Origin of the sequence: Salininema proteolyticum (assembly GCF_042685645.1) — a bacterium.
GTDB classification, from domain to species: Bacteria; Actinomycetota; Actinomycetes; order Mycobacteriales; family Micromonosporaceae; genus Salininema; species Salininema proteolyticum.
This window is the reverse complement of record NZ_JBHUNX010000001.1, coordinates 2,875,896-2,901,412: the sequence shown is the minus strand read 5'-3', so window position 1 is coordinate 2,901,412 and position 25,517 is coordinate 2,875,896. Positions and strand designations below refer to the sequence as shown.

The window sequence follows — 25,517 nt, the reverse complement described above, 5'->3', positions numbered from 1 at the left end:
GTCACTGGCCTCCCAGGGTCGGGAACACTGTCGTGATGGGAACTTCGATCAGGGACGGTCCGGACGCGCCGACCGCCTCGGAGAACGCCTCGGCCACCTCGTCGGCCGACCGGGCCGTGACCGCCGGTATCCCGTAGCCCGAGGCGATCGCGGCGATGTCCAGGCCGCCCACGTCCAGGCCCGGCACGGCCGGGGTCTCCTCGAACTGCGCGAACCACTTGAGGATCGCGTACTCCTCGTTGCGCAGCACCAGGAACACCACGTCGGCGTCCCACTGCCGTGCCGTCCAGAAGGCCGGGACGGCGTACTGCGCCGATCCGTCGCCAATGACGGCGACGACCTTGCGGCTCGGCGCGGCCAGGGACGCGCCCACGGCGGCGGCCATGCCGTAGCCGAGGCCTCCGCCGGCCGCAGTGAAGAACGAGGAGGGCCGGCTCAGCCGCACCTGGTCGAGGAACTGCGGGTTGTTCGACGGCGACTCGTTGACCCACACGGCGTCGTCCGGCGCCAGCGGGGCGACCGTGGCGAACACCGTCTCGGGCAGGAGGGGGTCGGCCGGTTCCGACCTCTGCGGGCCCGGCCTCGGCTCGGGCTCTTCGCGGTGGGTCTGGACCTTTTTGGACAGCGACTCGAGGGCCTGCCCGACGTGTCCGACCCAGGAGGAGCCGGCGACCGCCGTGGCCGCCTCCCGCGGCGAGGACGTCAGGTGGAGCAGGTCGGTCGCCGGGGCCAGCCAGGGCCCGGGGACGTAGGGGTAGTACTTGAACACCGGCGCGCCCGCGACCAGGACGAGGTCGTGGGGCGACAGGGTCTCGGCTATGAGCCCGGTGGCCGGTTCGAGCGCTCCCCGGTAGAGCGGATGGTCGTTCGGAAAGCACAGGCGGCCCTCCACCGGGGCCGACCAGACGGGCGCTCCGGTGGCCTCGGCCAGGCGCACGGCGGCGGAGACCGACTCGTCCCAGTCGACCTCGCCGCCGAAGACCAGCGCTGGATTCCGGGCCGAGTCCAGGCGTTCGGCGATCGCGTCGAGGCGGTCCTCGGCCACGACCGGGCGCAGGTCGGCCCTCCTCGCGAGGACGGAGTCCAGGCGCGCGAGGTCGTCCCCGCCCAGGACGGCGTCGAAGTCGTCCATGGGCGTGGACAGGAAGACCGGTCCGAAAGGAGGCGTCATCGCGGCCGTCAGGGCCTTGGCGAAGTCCGTCGGAACGTCCTGCGCCCGGGCTGACTCGTGCGACCACTTCACCGACGGGCGCGGCAGGAGCGTCGCGTCGGGGTTGGCCAGCATGGGTTCGGCCACGAGCATCTCGCGGTGCTGCTGCCCCGCCACCACCAGAATGGGCGTCTTGTTGTCGCGGGCGTTGGTCAAGGCGCCCATGGCGTTTCCCACTCCGGCGGCGGTGTGCAGGCTGACGACCGAGGGACGGCGGGTCAGGGCCGCGTGCGCGTCGGCCATGCCGACCACGACCGCCTCCTGCAGTCCCAGGACGTACTCGAAGTCCTCTGGGAACTCCCGCAGGAAGGAGAGCTCGGTCGACCCCGGATTGCCGAACACCCGGTCGATCCCGAAGGCGCGCAGCACCTCGAAGCAGGCTTGTCGGACTGTCATCTCGGCCATCGTTCAGTCCTCCAGGATCCAGGCGGTCGTCCGGGCGATCCGGCCCCGGTAGCGGGCCATCTCCCCGTCGATGCGGGCCGCCGCGAACGGGACGTCGTCGCGGAGGTTGTCGGCGTATTTGAAGGCGTGGTGGCAGGCCGGGAAGCCGTGGCTCGGGTCGGCGAAGTCCACCTCGTACCACTCCGGGTGCGGGTTGAACGGGCTGCCGGGGCCGCGGCCGTCCAGCGACGGCACGAGGTCGTGCTGGTTGGTCACCGAGGCGCACCAGACCGACGGGTCCGGGTCCTTGGTGTCCACCGGAGACCCCACGGCGACCACGTGGGTGACGGTGAAGCGCGAGGTGAAGTCCTCGTCCTCCGCCAGGTTCATGGCGACCAGTCCCCCCTGGCTGTGTCCTATCAGGGCGATCTCCGCCCCCTCCGGTATCTCCTGTGCGGCGACGGTCTTCTTCAGCGCCCGGGTGTAGGTCGAGTCCGGAAACTGGCAGTTTCGGATGGCGCCCAGGAGGTCCTGGGTGGACCCGCCGGACACCTCGTCGGCGGTCATTCCCGGCAGTTGGAAGACGTACCGGCGCTTCCCGTCCTCGCAGTCGATGTGCTGGACCAGGACGTAGCCCCACTCGCGGACCTCGCCTATGTCGCGGATGCGGGCCTCGACGCCGAACTCCGGGTGGAGGCGCGACTTGACGTCGTCGTCCAGGTCGACCTGGACGGCCTTGCCCTCGCCCCGCTCGAAGCCCGCGATCCAGTCGGTGGACACGCCCAGCAGCGGTTCCCCCTTGGGCGCGTTGCCGGTCGTGAACGACCAGGCCACGGCGTCGTTGAAGGGGTTGTTGTCGAGCATGGCCAGCAGCGCCGTCAGCTCGGTGAACACCGGCGCCAGGTCCGACATGGCCCCGGCCGTGCCGCGCTCGGCCTTGATGGAGCGGAAGATCTGCAGCGCCTCCAACTGCTTTCCGGCGGAGAGCGCGGCGATCATGGAGGTCATCTGCGGGTCCTCGTACAGCTCCGGGTGCATCTCGGCGACGGCGAATATCCGCAGCCGCAACGCGAGGGCCGCGACATGCGAGGCCAGTGAGTTCCGGCCCGTGACCGCCGAGGCGGCCGCCAGGGTCCTGGCGAACCGGCCTCCGTGCGGAACGCAGCCGAGGCGGCTCTTGCCCACCAGGATCCGGCTCAGCGCGGCGGCGAATCGCGACGTGGGGCCGGGTGCGACGCGCATCGCCCTGCGCACGCGCGGTTCGGCCAGAAGGGAGTTGAGTCGTTTGGACGTGTCCGCGATCTGCTCGGCGGTGGCGGCCAGCTGCCGGGAGGCGGCCGACCACGCGGCGGACCTTCCCGTGGCGCTGCGGCTCAGGTGCTGCCCTTTGGCAAAGGACGAATCCTGCGCGTTCGGGCAGCCTTCGGCCACCATCTCCTGTTCGGCCAGGTCAAGGTCAGGTTCTCGCACGACGGCTCCTCAGTCCGAACCAGACCGCGGTCGCGGCGGCGATCCCCGCTCCGGCCGCCGCGGCCCACGGAAACGGGCGGCGCGCCTGCGCGTAGCGGTGGGACAGTTTGTCGGCGGTGTACTGGACCGACGCGGCGAGCTGGTCGAGTTCGTAGGCGACCCGCTCGGCGCGGCGAATGCTGTCCCGCGCGTCGGGGTTCCAGGTCCCCGGGGCCTCTACCGTCGCCGCCAGCCGGTTGACCTCGTCGGCGCGGGTCCACATGTCGTCGGCCTCCATGCGGATCGAGCCGGCTAGCGCGGATATCTCTGTGGGCGTGATGGTCTCGGGCACGGAGCACCTCCAGTGGAGCCCGTCGCGGACGGGCTTGGGGACGGTCGTCGTGATTCAGGGCGATGCTAGCCCCGTGCCCGGTCGCTACCCCTCAGTACTGAAAAGTTCTCACCTGGCCCGTCGGGCGGTGGCGGCGCTACCTCCCAGAACGGCGAAGGCGATGAGCCCCGTGACGAGGAACCGCGTGCGAAGGGTGTCATTCTCTTCCGGCTCCGGCTCGGGATCGCCCACGGCCAGGTCCACCTCGTACCGCGGGGGCATGGGCGGCACCGGCCGCAGGGAGGGCGGCTCTTCGGGGTCCGGAGGACCGGGCGCCGGGGGAGGTGCGACCGGCTGCGGAGCGGGAGGGGGGATCACGGGAGAGGGAGCCTCAGGCGAAGGGGCGGCGCCGAGCGTCGGACTCTCCGAAGGGGAAGCGCTCGGGGTCGGACTCGGTGGGGGACTGGGCGATTCGCTCGGCGACTCGCTCGGGGTCGCGCTCGGCGAGGGGCTCGGGTCGGGTTCGGGCTCGGCCGCGCAGAAGGCGGCGTCGGAAGAGGTGATGACGTCGGTGTCGCCCACCGTGCTCACCGTGTTCCCGTCGGTCTCAAAGAACACAGCGCGACCGTCCACATCGTGCACCACGAACCGCAGCGCCCCGTCGACCGCCGCTACCGCTCCGGCCGTTCCCCGGTCGGGCAGTCCCGGCAGCTCGGTACGGGTGACCTCCCCGGTCTCAGGGTCGATGCCGACGAGCTCGCCCTCGGACGGGTCGACGCCCCAGAGGGCCTCCTCCCAGAGGGCCACGTCGCCGACCGCGACGGGTTCGGACAGCTCCACCGCGTCCGTCACGGCCGCTTCGACCGGATCGACCGACACGACATGGCCTTTCGTGACGGCCAGGAGTCTCTCGTCGGCGAAGTCCGCGGCGAAGGCGCCCCGCAGTCCCGGGTACCCCTCATTCTCCAGGGGGCCGAGGTCGGTCCATTCTCCCTCCGGGCTCACCCGGATGAGCCGGGGTTCCATCCCCGCGAGACCGTACAGGGCCCGGTCCTCCACCGACCAGCCGACCGCGTTGATCCTCTCGGGGAGGTCGGCGACCTTCTCCGGCTCGCCGTCCACCGTGTACAGAGCATACTGGCGCCGTTCGGGATCGGCCCAGGTGTAGAGCACTCCGCCCGGGCAGGCCTCGTCCGGATCCTGTTGCGCCACGGCGGCCATCGGCAGCAGCACGAGGGTTCCCAGACCGGCCGCCGCCACGAAACGCCGCACCGCACCACGCACAGTGAACCCCCTCTGACTCTTCGGATGGGTACCATCTAAGCACATTCGTGTCCGTCTGCGTCGTATGGGGGAATTGCCGTGTTGTGGTTGCAGGGGTTCGGCGTCGTCGTGCTCGCCGTCTGTTTCGCGTCCATCGTCGTCTGGACCATGCAGCGCTACGGCGCCGAGTTGCAGTCCGACGACGAGACCGGCGTGTCCACGTCTCTGTTCGAGGTGATCACCGTCCTCTATGCCATTGTGCTGGCCTTCGTCCTCATCACCTCCTGGGAGGACTGGAACCACGCGCGGCACACCACCTACGACGAGGCCGACTCCCTCGTCGAGGTCTACTGGAGCGCCTACACCTTCCCGACCGAGCAGTCGGACGAGGTGCGGGAGACCGTGCGGGCCTACACGGACGAGGTGATCAACGAGGAATGGGAGGCCATGTCCGAACAGGACGACGTGACCAATCGGGGTTGGCTCCTGATCGACCAGATGCGCGACCCGATCGCCGCCTACGCCGAAGAGGAGGGCGAGGCCGAGCAGGCCCGCATCGAGGACTTCCAGTCCCAGCTGCGCAGCGTTTCCGAAGCGAGAATGCAGCGCCTCGACCAGTCGGTGCGCGGCCTGACCGGTGCCATGTGGACACTGCTCATCATCGGCCTGTTCCTGGTCGTGGCAGTGCTGCTGGCCCTCAAACCCCCGTCGCACCGGTACCAGTACTTCATGGTCTCGGCCGTCTCGGCGATGATGGCGCTGCTGGTGTTCGGCATCTACCAGCTGGAACTGCCCTTCACCAGGGGAGTCAGCATCTCGGCCGAACCGTACGAGACGGCGGTGGTGCGCTTCGACGCGATCGACCGAGAGCTGTCGGGCGACTAGAGCCCCGCGGCGATCTCCTCGATCTCCGCCGGCGTTCCGCCCATGATGGTGCGGACGTGCTCGGTCACCTTCTCGACCGGCCAGTCCCACCAGGCCGCCTTCAGCATCCGCTCGATGTCCTCGTCGGAGAAGCGCTTGCGGATCGGCTTGGCCGGGTTGCCCCCGACGATCGTGTAGGGCTCGACGTCCTTCGTCACCACCGAGCCGGTGGCGATGACCGCTCCGTCGCCGATCGTCACTCCGGGCATGACGAGGGAGTCGTAGCCGAACCAGACGTCGTTGCCCACCACCGTGTCGCCCTTGCTGGCGGTGCCCTCCAGCAGGTCCAGGGTGTCCTCGGCCCAGCGGCCGCCGAAGATCGTGAACGGGAACGTCGAGACGCCATGGCTCGGGTGTTCGGCGCCGGCCATGATGAACCGCGTCCCCGTGGCTAGGGCGCAGTACTTTCCGATGACGAGCTTCTCCGGGCCGTAGGAGTAGAGGACGTTCTTCTCCTCGAACTGCGCGGCCCGTTCGGGATCGTCGTAGTAGGTGTAGTCTCCCACGGTGATCTTCTCGCCGCGGATCAGTGGCTTGAGGAAGACCACCCGGTCGAAGTCCTTGAGCGGGTAGAGGTTTCCAGGGTCGGGAATACTTGCAGTCACGGTGTCTCCTTCTGTGCGGCCATCAGTATGCCACCGGGCCGCCGACTCGGCCCGTGATTTTCACCGTGGTCTGCGTCATGCCCGATTCGCCGAATGTCTCGCTGGTTCCGGCGATTGCGGAGTTGCGTCTATGTGTGCCGTAGCTGCTCCGAACCCAGGGCATGACGACATCCCAGAGGCCCTCGTTCCACGACCCGACCGGTCAATGCGCTCGACGATTCCGCCACTGAAAAAGGGCCGCGTATTGCGGGCGGCGCCGCTCCCCGAACGGGCGACCGCCTAGGAACGGCTCCACTCAGGGTCGCGGCCGGTCAGACCGATCAGGCGGTCCAGTGGCGGAGCGTCCTCCGGCACCCTGACGGCGGGGCCGAAGATTCCCTCCCGGGCGGCCTGGTCGTCGGCGTCCTGGGCGACGAACTCCGTCAGAGTCTTCACGATCTCCGGGTCCAGCTCGTATTCCTGGCCGGTGGCGCGTGCCAGGTCCCAGCCGTGCACGGTGACCTCGTTCAGGGCGACCAGGCCCATGATCTCGGCGGGCATGGTGACTCCGCCCGCCGTGGCCTCGCCTTCCCACGCCTCCGGGGCGGCCCACGCTTGGGCCAGGGCGTCCAAGCGGATCGGCAGGACGGTCCGCCACTCCGCCTCCGGCGCCGACGGCGGCGCGGTCGGCGGAGAGTCCGTGTGCGGTCCGCGCACCTTATTAGCCGCGTCGGCGAACACCCACGTCAACCCGAGCATGTGGTTGATCACCGCTCCCAGGGTGAACTCCTCGCACGGAGTCCGGTCGGACATGCGGGAGTCGTCGATGCCGGGCAGCAAGGCGGTCACTCCGTCGGTCACGGGCTTGAAATCCATCGCGGGCTTGTTCATATGTGGTCTCCTCCTCGTCAGGGACTGTACCGGTGTTGACGACCTCCGAGGGCGGGACTCATCGGTTCCCCGCGGCGCCCGCCGCGCGGTGGGACGGGCGAAAATGCCGGTAGGTCCGGAGGAAGCGGTCCGGGCCATATGCCATAATGTTCCGCGAGGGGCAGTAGCTCAGCTGGTTAGAGCAGGGGACTCATAATCCCTTGGTCGCGGGTTCAAGTCCTGCCTGCCCCACCAATGCCAAAGCCCTTCCCTCCGGCGCCGTCCGGGGTTGTCTGCTCCTCATTCCCTCCTCGGTATGCTGGGTACGCACACCGCCGACCGGAAAGAGGCCCCCGATGGCGAACCTCCCCGAAGAGACCCTGCTCCTCCTGACCGACGACGAATCCGGGAAGCCCCTCGTCGAGGAATCCAAAGTCATTACGGCCCTGGGCGCGGCGGCGGTCATCGAACTCGTCCTCCAGGGCTCCTTGCGCATGACGGCCAAGGGCGACGCGCGGTACAAGGCGGGCCGCCTGGTCAAGACCGAGGTCCTGCCCGATGACCCGCTGCTGAGGGATCTCGTGGAGGTCGTCCACGACCGCAAACCGGTGCACGCGCTGCACCGGATCGGAGGAGCGTCGGACTGGAAGGGCCGGGCCAAGGCGCTCAGAGAGTCCCTCTTCGACCGCCTGGTGGAGCAGAGAGTCCTGACCGAGAGGGAGGGCAAGGTCCTGGGGCTGTTCACGACCCGCAAGCACCTGCCCGGAACCAACGACCTGGAGTCACCGGTGGTGTCCCGGATAGAGGACTCGCTGTTCCACGGCGCGGACCCGGACGACCGCACAGCGGTGCTCGTATCGATCCTCAACGCGGTCGGTGCCCTGCCCCGTCTCTTCCCCGATGCGAAGAAAAAGGACATGAAGGCGCGGGCGAAGGAGATCAGCGAAAACGCACCGCTCAACGGGTCCTTCAAGGACGCGCTGGCGGCGGTCGACGCCGCGCTCTTCGCGGCGGTGACGGCCGGGGCCGTCTCGTCGAGTTGACCCGCCGGGCCGGGACGGTTCCGCCGGAGTCTCGCCTGATCGGCGCCGCGCCGCCGATATGTGCCGGAATGGCTATATAGCCAGTCGGTCAGCAAACCGGCCGCTCCGCGGAGCCGGACACCTGGGCATCGAATGTCCTATGAGGATAGTGAATCGACCGGGCCGGTGACGACGGTGATGGAGGACGGCGGGAAATACCGCCCCCGAGGAGGCCCGTTGCCTAGTTTGAGGGGATGGAATTCCTCAAAGCTGTTCGGGCCGCGGACGGGCCTGTCCGGAACCGCCCCCGCCTGAGCGCCGCCGCCACGGTGCTCATCCTCGGGTTGGCGCTCGCGGGATGCGGCTCGGACGAGGCGGCTCCCCACGAACCGGAGCTCGTCCGGGTGGGCGTCGGCGATGTCGACGAGGCCCTGTCCGAAGCCGGACCAGGAGACGTCATCCTGCTCGAGGCCGGCGTCTACGAGCAGACGATCCAGGTCGACACGCCGGGTATCACCCTGCGCGGCGAGGACCGGGACGCCGTGGTCGTCGACGGGAAAGGCGAACGCGGCGACGGCATAGTGGTCACCGCGGACGACGTAGCGGTGGAGAACCTGACGGTGCGGGGGCACCTCCTGAACGGCGTCCTGGTCACGGGAATGACCGGCGAGGACGGTACCGGACTGGGCCGGGGCAGCACCGGCTACACGACGCTCGACCCCGAGACCACACCCCCGGTCGAGAACTTCCGGGTCCGGCACGTCACGGCGGTCCGCAACGGCCTGTACGGCATCTACGCCTTCCACGCCACGACCGGGCTCATCGAGGACAACTACGCCTCGGGCGGCGCGGACTCCGGCATCTACGTGGGACAGTGCAACCCCTGCAGGACCCTGGTGCGGGGCAATAAGGCCGAACACAACGCGGTGGGCTTCGAGAACGCCAACGCCTCGGGCGAGATGTACGTCGTCGGCAACGACTTCAGCGGCAACCGGGTGGGAATGACCATCACCTCCGACTACAAGGAGGCGCTCGTCCCGCAGTCGGACTCGGTCGTCATCGGAAACCGGATCAGCGACAACAACGACGAGGAGTCGCCCGTCCACGCCGAAGGGGCCTTCGGCATAGGCATCGGACTCGCGGGCGCCACGAACAACCGGATAGAACGCAACCTGGTCTCCGGGAACGAGACGGCGGGACTCCTCCTCGCCGAGTCGGAGGACCTTCCCGCGGAGGGCAACGGCGTGCGCGGCAACGAGTTCGCCGGCAACGGCGTCGATCTGGCCAACGTGTCGTCGAAACGGGCCCCGGCGAAGGGGAACTGTCTGGAGGGCAACCTCTTCACGAGCATTGCGCCCGAGAGCCTGGCCGAGGCCGACGGCTGCGGCGGAGCGGTGCAGCCGAGCACGGAACTGGACCGGGACGAGGCGCCGCCGGGACTGCCGTTCTTCGAAAGCCCGCTGCCGGGACCCAAAGACGGGATGGAGGACGTCGAGACCCTCGACCGGGGACCGGCCGTGGAGATGCCCGGCCGCGACGTCATCGACTCCATCGCCCTGCCGACTGGGAGGGAGCGATGACGGAAGCCCCCGCCCTGGGTGGAATGCGGCTGTCGCGGCGCACGGTGCTCGCGTCCGGCATGTCCGCGGTGCTGGCCGGATGCACGGAAGGGGAGGCCGAACCGGAGACGGTGCCGGGGCCGCCCCTGTACGACCGGCCCCGCCACCTGGTGGCGGCGGTCTTCCGAGGAGGGGGAATCGGCGCCGAAGCGGTGGCGGCCGCCGCCGCAGCGGTCGGGGAGTCCTTCGAACGGGACGGATTCGACGCGAGCGGGCTCAGCCTGAGCACGGGCCTCGGCCCCCGCCCGGTGGCCGCTGTCGACGACCGGCTGCCCGGTGCAGAGCGTCTGCCGGAGTTCACCCGGGAAGACCTGTCCCCGGAGACGAGGGACGGGGACGCGCTTCTCCTGGCCGGAGCCGACGACGCCGTTCTGCCGGCAATGGCCGTGTCGGCCTTCGCCGAGGCCTTGGACGTCGAACCGGCGTGGACGCAACGGGGGTTCTCCTCGCCGCGCAACCTCATGGGCTTCCACGACGGCACGGAGAACCCCGAGTCGCGGGAGGAACTGGACGACGACGTCTGGATCTCCGAACCCGGCGGACTGGCCGGAACGACCATCGCGGTCGTGCGCCGGCTGCGCATCGACCTGCGGCGCTGGAACGAGCTGCCGGTGGAAGAGCAGGAGAGGGCCGTGGGACGGCGGAGGCACGACGGCAGGCCACTGTCGGGAGCGGACATAGACCTGGCCGCCAAACGGCCCGACGGCGAGTACGAGATCCCCGCCCTGTCGCACGTCCGCCGGTCGCATCCGCTGGCGGCGGGAGCCGGACGCATGCTGCGCCGCGGCTACGGCTACGACAACGGGCCCGAGGACCGGGGCCTGCTGTTCATCAGCTTCCAGAACTCGCTGCGGACGTTCACCGCCACCCAGCGCCGCATGGACAAAGGAGACGCGATGATGGAATACACCACGGCCACGGCGTCGGGGAGCTTCCTCATGCTGCCGACGGACGACGCGGGCCGAACGACCGTGCCGGCCGTCCTGGAGAGGCGGTGATCAGGTGCGCCGTAGAACGATAAAGCTGCCCGGAGCGATTCTCGCCCTGATCGTCCTCGTCCTCGCGGCCTCCTGCACGGAAGGCGCGGACGAGTCGCCGATGCCCGGTCGCCCGGTGAGCGCCGAGGAGGCCTCGCTCCTGGCCCTCGCCCGTTATAAGGCCTGGACGGACAGCCCGGTGTCGATAGAGCTCCGGGTTCCGGACGGGACCACCGTGGAAGCCGTTGTGGACTACAAGGAGCGGAAGGCCGTGGGGTCCTTCACCGACGGCGCCGGCCGCCACGGCATGGTCGTCTGGACCGACCAGGTGGTGGCCTTCGCGGAGGGGGCCGTCCCCGAGCAGATCGACCCCGGGGCGGGGTCGCTGCCTGGGGAGTGGACGCGCAGGCCGATGGGGAAGGAGCTCTTCGACCGCGCCGCGGGCCTGGCTCTGGGCCTGGGCGACGACCGCCCCGACAACGCCCAGCTGATCATCTCGGGAGGCGCCCGCAGGCTCCGCACCGAGACGGTCGACGGCGTCGCCTGCGACGTGTACTCCGGCCCGCGCCCCTCCGACGCGGACGACTCGGAGATCTCGCCGTTGAGCTACTGGATCTCGGAGGAGGGCAGGATGAAGAAGGCGGAGATGGAGTTCAAGGGCCTCAACACCCCTGCGGTCGTCTCCTTCCCAGAGGACGCGTGAACGGAACCGCAGGAGGCGTCGGATGAGCGAAAGGGAAGAACGGCTCCTGCTGCCCGAGGGCCGCGCGAGAGTCAAAAGGGGCAACGCGGTGGCCGCGACGGTCCTGGTCTTCGCCACGGGTTTCCTGGCCGTGATCATGGTGGACGACGTCGGGGAACCGCACAGGGCCGATGACGGAATCACGGCCGTCTGGCTGGTTACCCTGTCCTCCATGGCCGTCTACTGCCTCCTCAACCTCCTGATCAAGCCCTGGAACGGCCCGGAGACGAGGGCGTGGACGTCGGTGGCGGCCTTCAGCGCCCTGGCGGTCCTGGCGATGGTCTCCATCTGGGGCATAGCCTTGAACAGGGGCTCGGCGTCAGGCGACTTCGGCGTGCCCGTCGAGGCGCCGACGGGGATCGACGCGCTGGTGGAGCGCGAGACGGGTAGGACGGACGGTTACGTGAAGGTGCCGACGGGCATCTACGTGCGGACCCTGGACTACGACTCGCGCTACAACGTGACCGTCAGCGGCACCGTGTGGCAGCACTATCCCGCCGACTTCCCGGCCGACGCGAAGAAGCAGTTCGCCTTCCGGTCCGACGCGATCTCCAGCGTGCTCGAAGAGGACCACCGGGAGGACACGTCCGACGGCGGCGAGACGATCACCTGGTCGTTCGAGCTGAATCTGCGCGAGCGTACGGACTTCCGCCATTTCCCGCTCGACAGGCAGACCATCTGGATTCCGCTTCAGCACGCCGAGCACCGCGATGACATACTCCTGGTGCCGGACTTCTACTCCTACCCGGTGTGGGAACGCGAGAACGGGTTGGGCCTGGCGAAGTACATCGAACTCGACGAGTGGACCGTCTCGGAGACGGTCTTCAGCTACCACGACCGGAACTGGTTCACGACCTTCGGCAACGGGCTCTACAACCGGCCGGGGGAATGGCCCCAGCTGCACTACAACATCGTGGTGGCGCGCGACCTCTCCAACCAGTTCGGGTCCACCCTGGTTCCCCTGGCGGCGGTGTCGGTGTTCATGTTCGCCACCATGATGGTCACGACCAAGCAGGACGACCGCCGGGCCGCCCTGGGGTTCAGCACCCTCTCGACGATCGCCGTCTCCATGACGGCGCTCATTGTCATCGTCGTGCGGCACAACGACATCATCTCCGCCTCGCCAGGTCCGGGCGTGACCTATCTGGAGGTGTTCCCGTTCGTCATCTACACGATGACGATGGCGGCCGCGCTCAATGCCGTTCTGTACGCCCGTCTGCACCTGTCGGTCCTGGAATGGCGTGACAACCTGCTTCCCTCGCTGCTGTACTGGCCCGTCCTGACCGGCGCCCTGCTGGCGGCCACTGCGATCTATTTCGGGTGAGAGCGGAGCCTCAACGGAGAAGGGCCGGGCGGTCTCCCGCCCGGCCCCGTGTGATCAGTTCCCTCTTTGCTTAAACCTCGCTGGGCGAGTCCTCGCGCGACCGCTTCTTTATGCGGATCACGAGCAGGGCCATGGCTCCCGCCACGGCGAGGGCGAAGCCGACCCAGCCCCAGAAGACGGGGGCGAAAGAGGACCCCGAGGTCTGCGGCAGCGGCGGCTCGGGCTCGTTGGAGACGGTGACCTCCAGCGGCTCCTCCTCGTGGTCGGCGGTCACCTCGTGCGGTCCGCTCACCGGGTTGTCCGGCAGGCGGTACCCGTGGGGAGCGGCGGTCTCCTCCAGGTAGTACTCGCCGAGTCGCAGGCCGTCGTAGTCGCAGCGGCCGTCGGAGTCGGTGGTGCAGCCCTTGTCGACCGGGACGTCGCCGTCCCTCTGCAGACCGGGCTCGCCGTTGCTCTCGCGCCAGAGAGTGAACTCGGCCCCGGGCAGGGCGCTGTCCCCGTCGTCGAGTTTGAGGAGGGTCAGCTTGCCGAGGATGGGCTCGTTGACGGCGGTGACGGTCACGCCGTCCTCATAGCTGTCGAAGTCGATCACCATGGGCCCGAACTGGTCGGGGTCGGGCTTCCGGTGGTCGTCGGGAGCCTTGGTCTCCTCCCACCAGTATGTGCCCCACTCCACGGTGGCGGAGCAGAGGCCTTCGCCGTCGGTGGTGCAGACGTCGCCGACCGCGGTGTCGGCGTCGTCGCCGTCCATCTGCAGGCCCTCGGTGCCGTTGGTGTCCTGCCACAGCTGGAACTCGGCGCCGGCCAGCTTCTCTTTGTCGGTGTCGGTCTTGACGACCCGGACCTCGCCCTTGGGCTGGTGGTAGCCGAAGTCGTAGGTGTGGTTGTCCTGTCCGGCGCTGCCGGTGGTAATGGAGTGCTCCGGGTAGCGGCTTCCGTCGGGCGCGATGCCGTCGGAGTCGATGAAGTCGTTGTCGCCCGCGTCGTTCTGGGTGACGACCCAGCGGTAGAGCGGCCCGCCCTCCTCGTAGTCGGCGGGGTTGTCGATCCGGATCGTGTAGTCGGTGCGGAACTGGAGGCCGCCGGGGACGTTCGAGTCGTCGAAGTAGTACTCGCCGAGGTCGGACGTCGTGGTCGTGCCGACCACGTTGTCGTCGGCGTCGTACAGGTTGACCGTCGCCCCGGGCACCGGGTCCTCGCCCGGGTCCTGGACGCCGTCCTTGTCCACGTCGTACCAGACGTAGTTGCCGATCTGGATCGGCGCCTCGTCACAGAGAACTTCGAGGTCGGCCATGGATCCACCCTTGCCGAAAGAGTTCGTCAACTGGTTGCCAACGAAGCCGTCGTTGCTCCCGTCGCGGTTGACGAAAGCGGTGCCGCCGGTCCAGCCGGGGCCGATCGGGTCGATGCTCGAGCTCGCAATCGTCGTTTCGACCTTTGACAGGGCGATGCCGGAGAACAGGGCGTTGTTGTGGGCGGCATTGCGGGTCTGGTAGTAGTATTCTCCGGCGCCGCCGCAGCCGCCGTTGGCGTCGAGAGTGTACATGTCGCCGTCGGCGCATGCACGGTAGAGCGCTCCGCCGGAAGCCGGGTCGCGGCCGGCGGCAGGAGAACCTTCGTAGTCGTGCTGGCCGAAGCCGAGTTGGTCGGTGTACCGGTCGCGGAAGCTGACGATGAGCGCTCCGTCGGTGTCTACGACGATGTCCCCGAGGATCGGAGTGGGGTAGGAGCGGCGGCCGGCGCAGGTGACTCCGTCGTCATTGGACACGGCGAGGTCGTCGGTCCAGGGATACCAGTTGGTGCCCTGGCAAGGGCCGGACAGCGTGTCGCTGATGGCGCGGTCGAAATCCAGAGGCTGGTCCATGACCTGTTCCCCGAACGTACCGGAACCTGGGTCGAAGGTTCGGATCACGGCCCGCAAGTCCGCGCGGTCCTGGGTCGACTCTCCGGAACAGGTGCCTCCCACGTAGAGGACTCCGTCCTGGAAGCCGAGTCCGTAGGGGCGCCAGTCGCCGGTGTCGGGGCAGGGGACGTCCGGCTGCGGTATGTCGTAGACGGCCGTGGGAGATCCGCCGGCGTCCTGGGTGGCGTCGTACCGGTACAGCTTGCGGTCATTGAGGTTGACCGCGTAGAGGTCCTGGCCGTTTTCGCTGACCTCGATGTCGCCGAGGGACTCCTTGGCCACCACGGACGCGAAGCCGAGGTCCATCCACGTGTCGAGATCGTGTTCGGTGGTCCCGGCGTTGGGGACGGTCGCCCATACCGAAGTGTCGCCAGTGTCGGGGTCGGTCACATAGATCGCGCCCGGACCTCCAGGACCGTACTCGGAGGCTCGGTGGGCGTGGGCGCCGCTGAAGACCAGCCCGCTCTGCCGACTGTACGCGATGCCGTACAAGGCACCGGTCTCCGACTTGGTGGAGAGGTCGGTGGTCTGGTCGTTGTTTCCGCGAGCGTTGTAGGGGAACTTGACGAGGGTGCGGTCGCCGCCCCTGCTCGTGTTCACGTCGTTGGTGAGGCAAGCCGTCACCAGGGTGGCGTTCTCTTGGCAGTAGTCCGCGGGGTTCCAGTACGCCGTGACCACCGAGGCGTCGTTTCCTCCGGAGAGGTCGACGAAGGATTCCGTGCTGGACAGCGAGGTGTCGCCGCCGTTCATGCCGTCGTGGTTGGCGAAGGCGGAGTAGAGGACGTCCGGGTCGGGGTTGATCACCTGGACCCGGTACCGGCCTCCGGTGAGGTCCGAAGAGGACGGGTCGATCGAGGCCAGTCCCTCGCCGTCGGTCGTGCCGGAGATGGTGTTGCCGGCGTCGTCGGTGAGGTTCACCGTCACTCCGGACATGCCCGGTTCGAGGGCAGCGCCGTCCCATTCGCCGTTCGCGTTGACCTCGCGGACGACGCGGACGGTCACGGTGCCGTCTCCGGCCTCGGCCGCGGCAGGCTGGGGCACCGCCGCGATCGCCGACGCGGCGACGCTCAGAGCGATCGCGGCGCGCCATGCTCCGCGCAGCCCGAGGCGCTTCGGGGGATGTTCGGCGGGGCGCCGCCGGTGCGGCGGTGCGCCGAATCTATCGGTCCCTGTCATGTATGAGTATCCTTTCGCATCATTACAATGAGTGTTCAATCGGATACAGATAAAATAACAGAGCGAATTGCCATGGCTCGCGTATATTTCGCGCGCGTCACGGCATTGAAGAATGGCGACCGCTTTCGATAACCGGTCGGTTATGGCCTGTGTATTGCCTTAGGGGCCAAGGGCGGGGCTGCACCCAGGCGAAATGGCGGGCCGGATATCAATAATCCATTGGGGATCTTTGTGATGGGGAATTGCGGGATTGCCATATGATTCCGGAATGGTTATATAACCGAGGCGGGAACAATTATTGCGAGAATCGTCCCCGCCGTCGGAACGGCGTATCCGGACGGGCGGCCCCTCGTGGAGCAAGGGCCGCGATCCCAGACGTCAGGCGCGGTGGTGCGACGATCTCCTACCGCCCACCGGGCGCTCGGCTTCGGGTGCACGGCGGCTCCCCGGGACATTCCGGCGCGGCTCTCCGGGTTCGCCGTGCGGGTCGTCCGATCGCTGTGCGGTGATCATCCGGAACGGGGCCAGCCATGCCTCCAGCTCGGCCAGCGGCTCGGTGCGGATCCGGTACCAGTGCCGTTGTCCGTCGACGCGGACGCGCACGAGCTGGGCGTCGCGCAGCACCTTGAGGTGCTTGGAGATTCCCGGCTGACTGATCTGGACCTTCACCGCCAAGTCCCCGACGGTGTGCTCTCCCTGGGCGAGATGGAGAAGGATTTGCCGGCGCAGGGGCTCGGACAGGACGCGAAAGATGGACATCGTGGAAAGGTCAACTCCTCTGGGGACGGAGGGCCGCTCGGCAATGTGGACGGGCGATGTGAACGGGCAAGAGCGGATCCGTCGTGGTTTAAGTTGCATGTGAGATTGTAGAAGCCCACCGGGCGGACTCGACCGGACTCGACGGACGGGTCGGCCAGCATGTCGCAAAAGCTATATGCCTCGGTCGTTATGGTCACGTCGAGGCGAACGGTCATCGGACCGAGAAGAATCCTGGCCGCTCCACTGTTCCCTCGGACAGGAAACGCGCAGTGTCATCGGTGCCGATACCGCCGATGCGCACGCCCATCTCGACAGACCGTTCGCGGAATTCGGCAGCGGTCCTCCCGTCTCCCAACGCGCCGTGGGCCTCCGCCAGCCCCCATAGGGCCTCGGCATGGGCGTCCGAGGGAGTCTCCCCCGCCCCGACGAGGAGTTCGCAGCACCGGCGCAGGAGGTCGGACGCCTCCTCCCACTCTCTGGCACGGAGGAGGCAGAATCCGTGGTGGAGCAGGACGCTCGTCCTCGTGGGCGGCAGCACGCGGTCCAGCAGCCCGAGGCTCCTCTCCCCGTACGACAAGCCCACGTCCAAAGCTCCGCGGCCGACGTGGGCTCGCGCCAAGTGGATCAGGCTCCACACCTCCGCGTCGACATTGCCCGTCGCCTCGGCGTCCCGGAGCGCCGCGAGCGCCTTCGCCTCCGCGGTGGCGTGGTCGCCGGCCCTCAGAGCTGCGTCGGCCTCGTAGGTGGCCACCTTCGGCACCAGGTCGTAGCGGCCCGCCGCCCGTGCCCGCTCGACGGCGGAGGCGAAGGCCTTCTCGGCATCGGCGAAGCGGCGGAATGCCAGGAGCTGGTGGCCTGCCGCCATATGGAGGTAGTAGTCCCACGGCCGGGGACGGAGTTCGACGATTCTCACCGCGGCCGTGGCCAGGTCCAGGAGCCGCGATCGGGACACTCCGCTCCGGGTGCAGACGGGGTACGCCAGAACGGCGGTGATCGCGGCCAAGAGCCCGTCGTCTCCGTCCGGAGAGGACTCGACGAGGGCGGTGATGCCGTCCGTTTCCGTGTTCGCCCACTGGAAGGCCTCCGCGGCGCCGGAGAACGGTAGCGCCTTGCGAACGATGCGGTCCGGGAGGAGGCCGAGCCGATTGGTCAGGTCCGGATAGGTCGCGGAGAGCGCCCGGTGCGCGCTCGCGGCGTAGAACTCGCGGAGTCGCCTCCCCGCCGTCTCCCTCGTTTCGTGGTCCAATGCCGCCGCCTCGGCACGCGCGTATAGGCGGACCAAGTCGTGCGTGCGCCAGCGGTCCGCGGACGCCTGCTCCCACAACCGGGCGCGGACGAGCGTGCCGGCGAGCCGCCCCGCGCGTTCACGGGAGCGTCCCGAGAGGGCGGCGACGGCTTCCAACCCCCAGTCGTCGCCGTGGTGAAGGCCGCAGAGCCGGAAGAGGGTCGCGGCGGCCTCGCCGTCGGGCGTCCCGGACAGGTTGTCCAGTGAGGCGGCGAGTGCGGTCCCGACGGCCCGCGATCCGTCGTCGAGTTCGGCCAGCCGGTAGTCGGCGGACTCGAGCCGACGCGCGAACGATTTCGCGGAAGTGCGGGGTTCCATGCGCAGCCGTGCCGCGGCGACGCACAGGGCCAGGGGCATTCCCCCGCAGGCGGCGGCGATCCGGCGGAGCGCTTCGGTGTCGGCCTCGTCCCGGTCGCGGCGGATCGCGGTGCGGAGCAGGTCGATCGAGCTCGGTTCATTCAGTTCGCGCAGGTGGAGGTTGGTCGTGGAGTCGATGGCGGCCAGGGATCGTCGCGCGGTGATGAGGACGGCGCACCCGGGGTCGGCGGGCAGAAGGGGACGTATCTGGTCGGCGTCCCGGGCGTTGTCGAGGACGATGAGGAGGCGCTTGCCTCGCGTCGCGGAGCGGAACCGCGCCGCCGCTGCGTCCGGGTCCGTTCCGGGGTTCGACCGGCCGAGGTCGTTCAGGAACCGGTCCAGGACGGCAGCGGGGTCGCGTGGAGCGGTTCCCTGCGTGGAGCCCGCCAGGTCGGCGTAGAACTGCCCGTCGGGGAAGTGTTCGGCGACCTGCCGCGCCACGCGGAAGGCGAGAGCGGACTTTCCCATGCCGCCCAGTCCGTTGACCGCCACCGCGTTCACGGTGTCCGAGGGGCCGGACAGGACCGCCTCCGTGATGAGGCGCGCCTCCTTCTCCCTTCCGGCGAAGTCCGCCGGCGGCGCCGGGACCTGCCGCGGGACGTCGCGGAGGACGTCGTCCCCGGACTCGGCGAGCGTGCTTCCGGCGAGCGCGCGGGTGTGCGCCTCGATGAGAGCCGGACCGGGGTCGAGACCGGTCTCCCGGGCCAGGCGGGTCCTGAAGGCGTGGTAGAGGCCGCTGGCCTCGGGGACCTTTCCCAGGGCGGCCAAGGCCGAGACAGCCGTCGTGGCGGCGGCCTGGTTCAAGGGGTCCCCTTCGAGAAGCCGACGCGAGAGGTCGAGGGCTTCCTCGAAGGAGCCGGAGGCGGCCAGGGCCCGGGCCAGGGTATCCCGCGTTTCGGCCGTCTTGAGCCGGAGTCGCTCCTTTTCGGCGGAGAAGTAGGCGCCCTCCCATCCTGGCATGGGTTCGCCGCGGCAGAGGTCGAGGCAGCCGCGGAGCAGGTCGGCGGCCCGGGCGGGGGAGTCGGCGAGGAGTGTGCGGGCACGAGCGGACTCACGGTCGAATTCGGCCAGGTCGGTCTCTGTGCGGCGCAGGACGACGGAGTCGCCCGTGCGCTCGACGAAGGGGCCCGCGCCTCCGTCAGGAGCTTCGCTGTTCAAGGCCCTGCGGAGGCGGCCGACGAGGTTCACCGTCATCCTCCGTACCCGTTCGGGCCGCTCGCCGTCCCAGACCACCTCGGCGATCCGAGACAGGCCGACCGGGCGGTCCGCGTTGAGGGCCAGCAGGGCCAGCAGTTGCGGAAGCTGCCGGCCGGGAAGGTCGACGGGTTCTTCTGCGACCCGGCAGCGGACGGGTCCGAGCAGGTCGACGCGGAGCCGTCGTCCGCGGGCCTCCTCGGGGACGGGGGTCATGTGCGACATGGTAACCGGCGGAGGCCGGCGGGAACTCCGCGACCGACCGGTCCGAGTGCGTTCTCGGTCGCGGATTTGTGCGCGGTTTGTGCGCGCCGGTGAGAAGGTCGTATGACCTGCGCGGGATATTGTAACGCGATTGGAACATCACCCCTGGTAGATATAGACACAGCGTCTTCGGCGATCGGGAGTGGAGAGGGCCGGGAGGATCAGCGAGGCATGAGAGTGCTGGTGGCGGAGGACGATCAGGTCTTGGCCGAGGCAGTCGCCGACGGCCTGCGGCGGTCGGGCTACGCCGTCGACGTGGCGTACGACGGAGAATCGGCCCTGGACAAGGGCTTCGCCCACCCCTATGACGTGATCGTGGTGGACCGGAACCTCCCGGTCGTCCACGGTGACGAGGTGTGCTGGACCCTGGCCTGCGCCGAAGTGGTGCGGGGCCGCATCATGATGCTGACGGCGATGGGCGGCGCCGACGCCGTGGTGGACGGTCTGCGCCTCGGGGCGGACGACTACCTGGCCAAGCCCTTCCATTTCAAGGAGTTCGCCGCGCGGGTGGACACCCTCTCCCGCCGCACCTCCCCGACCGCCGCCCCGATCCTGGAGCGGTCCGGCGTGCGGCTGGACCCCGTCCGCCGCAGGGTCTGGCGGGGGTCGTCGCCCGTGGCGCTGTCGAAGAAGGAGTTCGGAGTCCTCCACGAGCTGGTCCGGTCGGGGGACCGCCCCGTCTCCGGCGACGCGCTGCGCTCCAAGGTATGGGACGAGAAGCTCGACCCGCGCACCCCCGTGGTGCGGGTCGTCGTCCACCGGATCAGGAGAAAGCTCGGCCCGCCGGAGCTGATCGAGACCGTTCCGGGCGTGGGGTACCGGATCAGATGAGGGAGGCATGCCGAACCGCCTCCGGGTGTCTCCCGGGGATTCCGCTCTCCACGGCCGTGACGGTCCTCGCCGTTCTGGTCGCCGTCGCGGCGGTCGCCGGATGGTGCGCCGCGCTCCGCCGCCTGAAGCGCAGGGACGCGTTCCTGTCCCATGTGGCGCACGAGCTTCGCGGACCTGTAGCCGCCTCGCGGATCCTGGTGGAGGTGGCGGTGGAGAAGCACGCCGACTCCGAGGAGGTCGTGGAACTCGGCGGGAAACTGCTCCGTCTGGGGGACAGGCAGCACGGACTCATCGAGAGCCTTCTCGCGCTCGCCTATGCGAGGCGGGAGGCTCCGGGAAAGGAGGCCGTCCGGGTCGATCTGGCAGTGCGGGACATCGTGGCCGACCTGTCCCGGCGGGAGTCCGCGACCCTCCTGGCGGCCGAATCGGTCCCGGCGGAGGTCCGGGGTGAGAGGCGTCTGATCGAGGTCCTCGTGGCCAATGTCGTCGACAACGCGGTGCGCCACGGCGCGCCGGGCGGCACGGTCGTCGTGCGGACAGGTTGTGCGAACGGCAGGGTCGAGCTGACCGTCGAGAACCAGGGTGAGCGGCTCCGTCCCCGCGACGTGCCGGGCTTCTTCACGCCCTTCCTCAGGCGCGGAGGCAAGGGTGTGGGGCTGGACGGGAGTGCGGGCCTCGGATTGCCCATAGCGAAGGCGATCGCGGAGGCCCACGGCGGCACTGTCACAGCACGGCCCAGGGAGGGAGGCGGCCTGGTCGTCACCGTCCGCCTTCCCGGACGCGCGGTTCTCGGCGGCTCTGCGGACTGACCCGGGAGGCGGGCCGGGGTACGGCCCGGGTGCCGCTCTTGGGGCCGATCGAGGTTCCCGCGGTCTGGCTCAGCCAGGCCTCCAGGTCGGCGAACGGCTCGGCGCACAGGCGGTACCAGCGTCTCTGACCGTCCGCACGGGCTATCACGAGTCCGGCCTCCCGCAGGGTCTTCAGGTGTTTGGAAGCCCTCGGCTGGGATACGCGGAGGAGGACGGCCAGTTGCCCGACGGTGTGCTCTCGTCGCGTGAGGGCCTGGAGGATGCTGCGGCGCAGAGGGTCGGCGAGGGCTTGGAATACCTGCATGGGCCCATTATCGGCTCATCGAGTCGGAGGGGGCGGCTGGAAACTCCATGATCCGCATCGCTCTGTAACAATAGGTTCGCCCCCTCCGAAAAGAATGCCGGCTTCGGTGCGGCTCAGCGCGGTCGAAGCGGGATTGTCGGGAGTTCATGGCCGTAACGTCATGTTCGAGTCCGATCGCGAACGCGCCGTTCGTGTATCACCCCGGGAAAGGCGAGGCGCGGGCCGTCGTCATCATTTGTGCCCACCGCTCGTCCTTCGAAGGACCGATGCCCCGGCCGATTCGCGGTGGTTGACTTCGATGGGAACACGATTGATTCCGACATCGTTGGGAGACAATGAGATGAACGCTCTGAACCGACGCCGCGCATTGACGTCCGCAGTGGTGGGAGGCGCGGCCGCGGCCGGACTCGCCGCCTGTGCCGGAGACGGACCGGAGGCCGCCGAGGAGGAACCGGCGCGCTCGCCGGAATCCGGCGCGTTCTCGGTTCCCAATGAGTTCGACACGCTGTGGGAGGTCTTCGTGGGCCGCTACGACCCCGACGCCCCGGTGCCCCCGCTCTCCTACTCGTTCATGAAATACCTGCCCGACGAGGCGACCGATCTTCTGGCGCAGGTGGTCGGCCGGTCACCGAGGGAGTACGACTCGCCCGAGTCCGTCGAGGCGACGGCCGGGCAGCTCGAAGACCTGGTGGCGGTCTACGAGTCCCACGGAGTGAAGGTGCACCGGCCGCGCCGGCTCGACGAGGCCGAGAACGAGTTCGTTGTGACGGGCAGCCATCAGGTGTTCGCGCGCGACCCGATGTTCGTCGTGGACGACCTCCTCGTCGAAGGGGCGATGATGATGCCCAGCCGTCGCAAGGAGATCTTCGCCTACCGGGAGACCTTGTTCGAGTTGACCGCCTCCTCGAAGGGGGCCCGGTGGGTCGCCGCCCCACATCCGGTGCCGACCGCACCGGATCCCGAAGTCGCCGAGAGCCCCGGCCCGTTCCTCGAAGGAGGCGACGTCTTCGTTCTGGACGACGGCGTCCTCGCGGGCCACTCGGGGCTCGCCTCGAACACGGCGGGCATCGACTGGCTACGCCGCGAACTGGGCGGAAAGCCGGTACACGAGGTGCGCGTGGAGCACAAATGGCTCCACCTCGACTGCGTCCTCGCGGTGGTCCGTCCCGGCCTGGCCGTTTGCCACCGGGAGGGGCTGCCCGACGGGCTGCCGGACCTGATAGCGGACTGGGAGGTGGTGGACGCCACCGAGGAGGAGGCACACGCCATGGGCTGCAACTCCATGTGTTTGGCGCCGAACAAGGTGATCGTCCCCGACGAGCACGGCCGCCTGATCGACGAGCTCGTCAAGAGGGACGTCGAAGTCGTCGGGGATTTCCGGTTCGACGAGGTCTCCCATGCCGGAGGCGGAGTCCGCTGCGCCACCCAGCCCCTGAAGCGCGGGTGAACCGCCGTGTCGGGAACCGCCGTTCACAGCGGTGCCGGTCGAGGCCGACGTCCCGCTCCGCTGCGGAGCCTACGGAGAGGAGTACCTCATCGTCGACTCGCCCGAGCACGGCTCGGGCGAGCGCTGGGACCGGGAGCCCCCGGCGGAGCGCCCTCCGGCCGACGGCTTTAGCCGGCGGCCTGCGCCCGGACAACCTGGCGGAAGTGGTGCGGGATCTGCGGCCGTGGGGAGTGGACGTCTCCACCGGAGTGGAAACGAGGCGCGGGGTGAGGGATTCCGGGCTGATCGCCGGGTTCACCGCGAAGGCACGAGCGGCGGCCTTCCGACCGTTCCCTCATACGACCTTCGCCACGGCGGCGACGCTCGCCGCCAGCCAGGGAGGACAGTTGTCCCGGGCGACGACCTCGTCGGGCGTCATCCAGCGCAGGTCGGCGATCTCCCGGGGCGCCTTGATGTGCGGGTCGCCCTCCCAGGATCGGGCGGCCAGGACGATGTCGAGGACATGGCGGCCGGGACGTGGTTCGAAGGTGAAACTCTGAGCGTAGACGAGGTCGCCGGGCACGACGCCGATCTCCTCGGAGGCTTCTCGGCGCGCGGCCGCTTCGAGCGTGTCCCGACGGTCCTCGGAATGCTCGACCTTGCCTCCGGGAAAGGCCAGGAGGCCGCCGCCCAGCGCCTCCTCCGAAGAGCGCTCGGTGATGAGCAGCGCGGTGCCGTTCCACAGGGCCACTTCGACATTGACGATGAATGCGGGGTAGGAGTCGGTCATGCGCAGATTCTAGCGAGACGCCCGGGCCACTCCGTGGGTACGCTGAGAATCCCCGTTTTCCTTTGGGAGGAAGCATGATCGAAGCGCTCTACCCGGCGAAGCTCGCCCCCGGGGACACCATCGCCATAGCGGCCCTGTCCAACACTTCGGCCCGCCGCGTCGACCAGGCCCGCCGGGCCGCCGCGGTGCTGCGGGAGATGGGTTTCGAACCCGTGCTCTCCGAACTGACGGAGTCCGAGTCCGAGCACGGGTGGCGTTCGGCGCCCGCGGAAGCGCAGGCCGCCGAGCTGAACGGATTCCTCGCCGACCCCGGAGTCCGCGCCGTCCTGGCCTTCACCGGCGGAACGTCGACCTTCGGGTACCTCGACCGGATCGACGTCGACGCGGTCCGGGCCGACCCCAAGCCGATACTCGGATTCTCTGACATCACGGCCGTCCACCTCGCACTCTATTCGCGGACCGGCCTGATCGGCTTTCACGCCGACATGGCCGTCACCGGACCGGGAGGGACATGGGCGGACCTCGACGGCCGGCGGCGCAAAGAGATCCAGGACCTCTACACCGGCCTTCTCACCGGGGCAGCGCCGATCGAGCTCCCTCCCTCGCGGCCGTGGCAGGCCTGGCGGGAGGGAAAGGCGACGGGAACGCTGATCGGCGGGCTGCTGCGCCGTTTGACGGCCGTCCAGGCCACCCCGTTCGCCCTGCCGCTGGACGCCTTCGACGGCGCGGTCCTGTTCTGGGAGGAAGTCGGCCAGTCCCCGACCGACATCTGGAACGACCTCCAGGTGCTGCGGACGGCCGGGGTGTTCGACCGTATCGCGGGCATGGCCGTCGGCAGGGTCGCCCACATGCCCGAGGAGAACCTGCCCGCCGGGCGGGTGACCTTGCGGGACGCGGTCATGGACGCCGTGGCCGGTTTCGGCTTCCCGGTGCTGGGCGACATGGAGTTCGGCCACCAGCCGCCGAACCTGCCCATGCCGATCGGCGTCCGGGCGGAGCTGGACGCCGGCGGCGGGGCCCTGACCCTACTCGGACCGGCGGTCCGCTGACCGCTCGGAGCGCCCGTTCGTCCGCAGGAGACGGGCGATCAGGTACACGGCCAGCAGGGCGAAGGAGAGTCCGATGGCGAGCGTGGCGGCGGCGGGAGCGGTGGAGAGACCCGAACCGGAAGTCAGGGAGAGCGCCACGACGGCCGCCGTGCCCAGGGCGGTCGCTCCGAGGTGCCGCAGCCGGTCGCGGACGACGGCCTCGTCCATGAGCATGCCCGCGCGCACGTTCTGGACGGCCGCGGCGGCAGAGAACGCCGCGTAGAAGAGGAATCCGGCGAGCGCGCCCTGCCAGAGCGGGAGTCCGCCTTCGGAACCGGCGGTGGCGAAGAGCGCCGCGCCCGAGAATGCGAGGGCCGAGACGCCCACGGCGACCGGGCGGGGCACGACGGCGCCGACAGCGAAGGCGATCGTGGCGGCGACCGGGGCGTACGACGGCCAGAGGAGGGCCGCGGCGCCGGCGGAGGAGAATACCGCCGCGGCAGCGCGCATGGCCAGGCCGAGGCGCGCCGATCCCTGGAAGGACAGGCGCACTGACTCGACGATGCTCTGAGCCAGGTTCCGGGCTCCGGTACTCGCGGTCCGTTCGCTCATCGGGTGCTCCGTGACGGGGTCGGCAGGCCGGGGAGGGCCTGGTGCGGTTCTTCGGGGTCGGCCGCGGGCCGGTGGTGCGG

The 25,517-nt window shown here is 69.2% G+C and carries 22 protein-coding genes, 1 tRNA gene and 1 pseudogene; 12 read left to right on the top strand and 12 right to left on the bottom strand.

Going from position 1 to position 25,517, the window contains the following annotated elements; genetic code table 11:
- Position 1: 1 nt before the first annotated feature.
- The 4 genes from mdlC to ACFTE1_RS13445 form a co-directional block, all read right to left on the bottom strand.
- On the bottom strand, positions 2-1,615 hold the full coding sequence (mdlC, locus tag ACFTE1_RS13460; RefSeq protein ID WP_380622444.1) for a benzoylformate decarboxylase: 1,614 nt from the start codon (positions 1,613-1,615) through the stop codon (positions 2-4).
- A gap of 3 nt (positions 1,616-1,618) precedes the next feature.
- Positions 1,619-3,064 carry an alpha/beta fold hydrolase gene (locus ACFTE1_RS13455; RefSeq protein ID WP_380622446.1) on the bottom strand — a complete coding sequence of 482 codons (1,446 nt, stop codon included), beginning with the start codon at positions 3,062-3,064 and terminating at the stop codon, positions 1,619-1,621.
- A complete protein-coding gene (locus ACFTE1_RS13450) occupies positions 3,051-3,395 on the bottom strand; it encodes a hypothetical protein (RefSeq protein ID WP_380622448.1) in 345 nt (114 codons plus the stop codon). Before ACFTE1_RS13450 ends, ACFTE1_RS13455 begins: the two co-directional genes overlap by 14 nt.
- Before the next feature lie 108 nt (positions 3,396-3,503).
- Positions 3,504-4,658 carry a DUF6923 family protein gene (locus ACFTE1_RS13445; RefSeq protein ID WP_380622450.1) on the bottom strand — a complete coding sequence of 385 codons (1,155 nt, stop codon included), beginning with the start codon at positions 4,656-4,658 and terminating at the stop codon, positions 3,504-3,506.
- 78 nt (positions 4,659-4,736) lie between these two features.
- Between ACFTE1_RS13445 and ACFTE1_RS13440 the strand changes: the two genes are divergently transcribed.
- Positions 4,737-5,522 carry a bestrophin-like domain gene (locus tag ACFTE1_RS13440; protein ID WP_380622452.1) on the top strand — a complete coding sequence of 262 codons (786 nt, stop codon included), beginning with the start codon at positions 4,737-4,739 and terminating at the stop codon, positions 5,520-5,522.
- Here ACFTE1_RS13440 and ACFTE1_RS13435 read toward each other — a convergent pair.
- The gene (locus ACFTE1_RS13435; protein WP_380622454.1) at positions 5,519-6,166 is read right to left on the bottom strand and encodes a CatB-related O-acetyltransferase; all 648 of its coding nucleotides are present in this window, start codon (positions 6,164-6,166) and stop codon (positions 5,519-5,521) included. The genes ACFTE1_RS13440 and ACFTE1_RS13435 overlap by 4 nt on opposite strands.
- A gap of 279 nt (positions 6,167-6,445) precedes the next feature.
- Positions 6,446-7,036 (bottom strand): TIGR03086 family metal-binding protein, encoded by a 591-nt coding sequence (locus ACFTE1_RS13430; protein ID WP_380622456.1) that lies wholly within the window; start codon positions 7,034-7,036, stop codon positions 6,446-6,448.
- Positions 7,037-7,193: 157 nt separating this feature from the next.
- Between ACFTE1_RS13430 and ACFTE1_RS13425 the strand changes: the two genes are divergently transcribed.
- The 6 genes from ACFTE1_RS13425 (at position 7,194) to ACFTE1_RS13400 (ending at position 12,699) form a co-directional block, all read left to right on the top strand.
- Positions 7,194-7,270, top strand: a tRNA-Ile gene (locus ACFTE1_RS13425).
- A gap of 101 nt (positions 7,271-7,371) precedes the next feature.
- Positions 7,372-8,058 (top strand): GOLPH3/VPS74 family protein, encoded by a 687-nt coding sequence (locus ACFTE1_RS13420; RefSeq protein WP_380622458.1) that lies wholly within the window; start codon positions 7,372-7,374, stop codon positions 8,056-8,058.
- A gap of 233 nt (positions 8,059-8,291) precedes the next feature.
- Positions 8,292-9,617, top strand: coding sequence for a right-handed parallel beta-helix repeat-containing protein (locus ACFTE1_RS13415; protein ID WP_380622460.1), 1,326 nt, complete (start codon positions 8,292-8,294; stop codon positions 9,615-9,617).
- The gene (locus ACFTE1_RS13410; RefSeq protein WP_380622462.1) at positions 9,614-10,654 is read left to right on the top strand and encodes a Dyp-type peroxidase; all 1,041 of its coding nucleotides are present in this window, start codon (positions 9,614-9,616) and stop codon (positions 10,652-10,654) included. The genes ACFTE1_RS13415 and ACFTE1_RS13410 overlap by 4 nt, the downstream gene beginning before the upstream one ends.
- 4 nt (positions 10,655-10,658) lie before the next feature.
- Positions 10,659-11,336 (top strand): hypothetical protein, encoded by a 678-nt coding sequence (locus ACFTE1_RS13405; protein ID WP_380622464.1) that lies wholly within the window; start codon positions 10,659-10,661, stop codon positions 11,334-11,336.
- Positions 11,337-11,358: 22 nt separating this feature from the next.
- A complete protein-coding gene (locus tag ACFTE1_RS13400) occupies positions 11,359-12,699 on the top strand; it encodes a hypothetical protein (RefSeq protein WP_380622466.1) in 1,341 nt (446 codons plus the stop codon).
- Between the two features lie 70 nt (positions 12,700-12,769).
- On the opposite strand, the gene ACFTE1_RS13395 is transcribed toward ACFTE1_RS13400, so the two are convergent.
- From ACFTE1_RS13395 to ACFTE1_RS13385, 3 genes are all read right to left on the bottom strand, one after another.
- Positions 12,770-15,778 carry a SpaA isopeptide-forming pilin-related protein gene (locus ACFTE1_RS13395; RefSeq protein WP_380622468.1) on the bottom strand — a complete coding sequence of 1,003 codons (3,009 nt, stop codon included), beginning with the start codon at positions 15,776-15,778 and terminating at the stop codon, positions 12,770-12,772.
- 378 nt (positions 15,779-16,156) lie between these two features.
- The gene (locus ACFTE1_RS13390; RefSeq protein ID WP_380622470.1) at positions 16,157-16,537 is read right to left on the bottom strand and encodes an ArsR/SmtB family transcription factor; all 381 of its coding nucleotides are present in this window, start codon (positions 16,535-16,537) and stop codon (positions 16,157-16,159) included.
- A gap of 211 nt (positions 16,538-16,748) precedes the next feature.
- On the bottom strand, positions 16,749-19,589 hold the full coding sequence (locus ACFTE1_RS13385) for an AfsR/SARP family transcriptional regulator (RefSeq protein ID WP_380622472.1): 2,841 nt from the start codon (positions 19,587-19,589) through the stop codon (positions 16,749-16,751).
- Between the two features lie 219 nt (positions 19,590-19,808).
- On the opposite strand from ACFTE1_RS13385, the gene ACFTE1_RS13380 reads away from it, so the two are divergent.
- On the top strand, positions 19,809-20,468 hold the full coding sequence (locus ACFTE1_RS13380; protein WP_380622474.1) for a response regulator: 660 nt from the start codon (positions 19,809-19,811) through the stop codon (positions 20,466-20,468).
- Between the two features lie 56 nt (positions 20,469-20,524).
- On the top strand, positions 20,525-21,277 hold the full coding sequence (locus tag ACFTE1_RS13375) for a sensor histidine kinase (protein WP_380622476.1): 753 nt from the start codon (positions 20,525-20,527) through the stop codon (positions 21,275-21,277).
- Here ACFTE1_RS13375 and ACFTE1_RS13370 read toward each other — a convergent pair.
- Positions 21,228-21,581: an ArsR/SmtB family transcription factor gene (locus ACFTE1_RS13370; RefSeq protein ID WP_380622478.1), complete on the bottom strand. Its 354-nt coding sequence runs from the start codon at positions 21,579-21,581 to the stop codon at positions 21,228-21,230. The two genes, ACFTE1_RS13375 and ACFTE1_RS13370, sit on opposite strands and share 50 nt — an antisense overlap.
- A 340-nt stretch (positions 21,582-21,921) precedes the next feature.
- On the opposite strand from ACFTE1_RS13370, the gene ACFTE1_RS13365 reads away from it, so the two are divergent.
- Positions 21,922-23,028: a dimethylarginine dimethylaminohydrolase family protein gene (locus ACFTE1_RS13365; RefSeq protein ID WP_380622480.1), complete on the top strand. Its 1,107-nt coding sequence runs from the start codon at positions 21,922-21,924 to the stop codon at positions 23,026-23,028.
- Positions 23,025-23,267: pseudogene (locus ACFTE1_RS13360) on the top strand (hypothetical protein); the annotation flags it as partial. The gene ACFTE1_RS13365 and the pseudogene ACFTE1_RS13360, both read left to right, overlap by 4 nt.
- A gap of 95 nt (positions 23,268-23,362) precedes the next feature.
- Here the strand turns inward: ACFTE1_RS13360 and ACFTE1_RS13355 are convergent.
- Positions 23,363-23,797 (bottom strand): NUDIX hydrolase, encoded by a 435-nt coding sequence (locus ACFTE1_RS13355; protein ID WP_380622482.1) that lies wholly within the window; start codon positions 23,795-23,797, stop codon positions 23,363-23,365.
- Between the two features lie 74 nt (positions 23,798-23,871).
- Here ACFTE1_RS13355 and ACFTE1_RS13350 point away from each other — a divergent pair, with 74 nt between their 5' ends.
- Entirely contained in the window at positions 23,872-24,846 is a 975-nt protein-coding gene (locus ACFTE1_RS13350) for a S66 peptidase family protein (protein WP_380622484.1), read from the top strand.
- Here ACFTE1_RS13350 and ACFTE1_RS13345 read toward each other — a convergent pair.
- Positions 24,823-25,437, bottom strand: coding sequence for a hypothetical protein (locus ACFTE1_RS13345; RefSeq protein WP_380622486.1), 615 nt, complete (start codon positions 25,435-25,437; stop codon positions 24,823-24,825). The two genes, ACFTE1_RS13350 and ACFTE1_RS13345, sit on opposite strands and share 24 nt — an antisense overlap.
- Between the last annotated feature and the right edge of the window lie 80 nt (positions 25,438-25,517).

Bases quoted from the DNA above. Each gene is read 5' to 3' on its own strand.
- mdlC (WP_380622444.1), bottom strand. From the start codon at position 1,615: ATGGCCGAGATGACAGTCCGACAAGCCTGCTTCGAGGTGCTGCGCGCC.
- ACFTE1_RS13430 (WP_380622456.1), bottom strand. From the start codon at position 7,036: ATGAACAAGCCCGCGATGGATTTCAAGCCCGTGACCGACGGAGTGACC.
- ACFTE1_RS13420 (WP_380622458.1), top strand. From the start codon at position 7,372: ATGGCGAACCTCCCCGAAGAGACCCTGCTCCTCCTGACCGACGACGAA.
- ACFTE1_RS13415 (WP_380622460.1), top strand. From the start codon at position 8,292: ATGGAATTCCTCAAAGCTGTTCGGGCCGCGGACGGGCCTGTCCGGAAC.
- ACFTE1_RS13410 (WP_380622462.1), top strand. From the start codon at position 9,614: ATGACGGAAGCCCCCGCCCTGGGTGGAATGCGGCTGTCGCGGCGCACG.
- ACFTE1_RS13400 (WP_380622466.1), top strand. From the start codon at position 11,359: ATGAGCGAAAGGGAAGAACGGCTCCTGCTGCCCGAGGGCCGCGCGAGA.
- ACFTE1_RS13395 (WP_380622468.1), bottom strand. From the start codon at position 15,778: ATGACAGGGACCGATAGATTCGGCGCACCGCCGCACCGGCGGCGCCCC.
- ACFTE1_RS13390 (WP_380622470.1), bottom strand. From the start codon at position 16,537: ATGTCCATCTTTCGCGTCCTGTCCGAGCCCCTGCGCCGGCAAATCCTT.
- ACFTE1_RS13385 (WP_380622472.1), bottom strand. From the start codon at position 19,589: ATGACCCCCGTCCCCGAGGAGGCCCGCGGACGACGGCTCCGCGTCGAC.
- ACFTE1_RS13380 (WP_380622474.1), top strand. From the start codon at position 19,809: ATGAGAGTGCTGGTGGCGGAGGACGATCAGGTCTTGGCCGAGGCAGTC.
- ACFTE1_RS13370 (WP_380622478.1), bottom strand. From the start codon at position 21,581: ATGCAGGTATTCCAAGCCCTCGCCGACCCTCTGCGCCGCAGCATCCTC.
- ACFTE1_RS13365 (WP_380622480.1), top strand. From the start codon at position 21,922: ATGAACGCTCTGAACCGACGCCGCGCATTGACGTCCGCAGTGGTGGGA.
- ACFTE1_RS13355 (WP_380622482.1), bottom strand. From the start codon at position 23,797: ATGACCGACTCCTACCCCGCATTCATCGTCAATGTCGAAGTGGCCCTG.
- ACFTE1_RS13350 (WP_380622484.1), top strand. From the start codon at position 23,872: ATGATCGAAGCGCTCTACCCGGCGAAGCTCGCCCCCGGGGACACCATC.
- ACFTE1_RS13345 (WP_380622486.1), bottom strand. From the start codon at position 25,437: ATGAGCGAACGGACCGCGAGTACCGGAGCCCGGAACCTGGCTCAGAGC.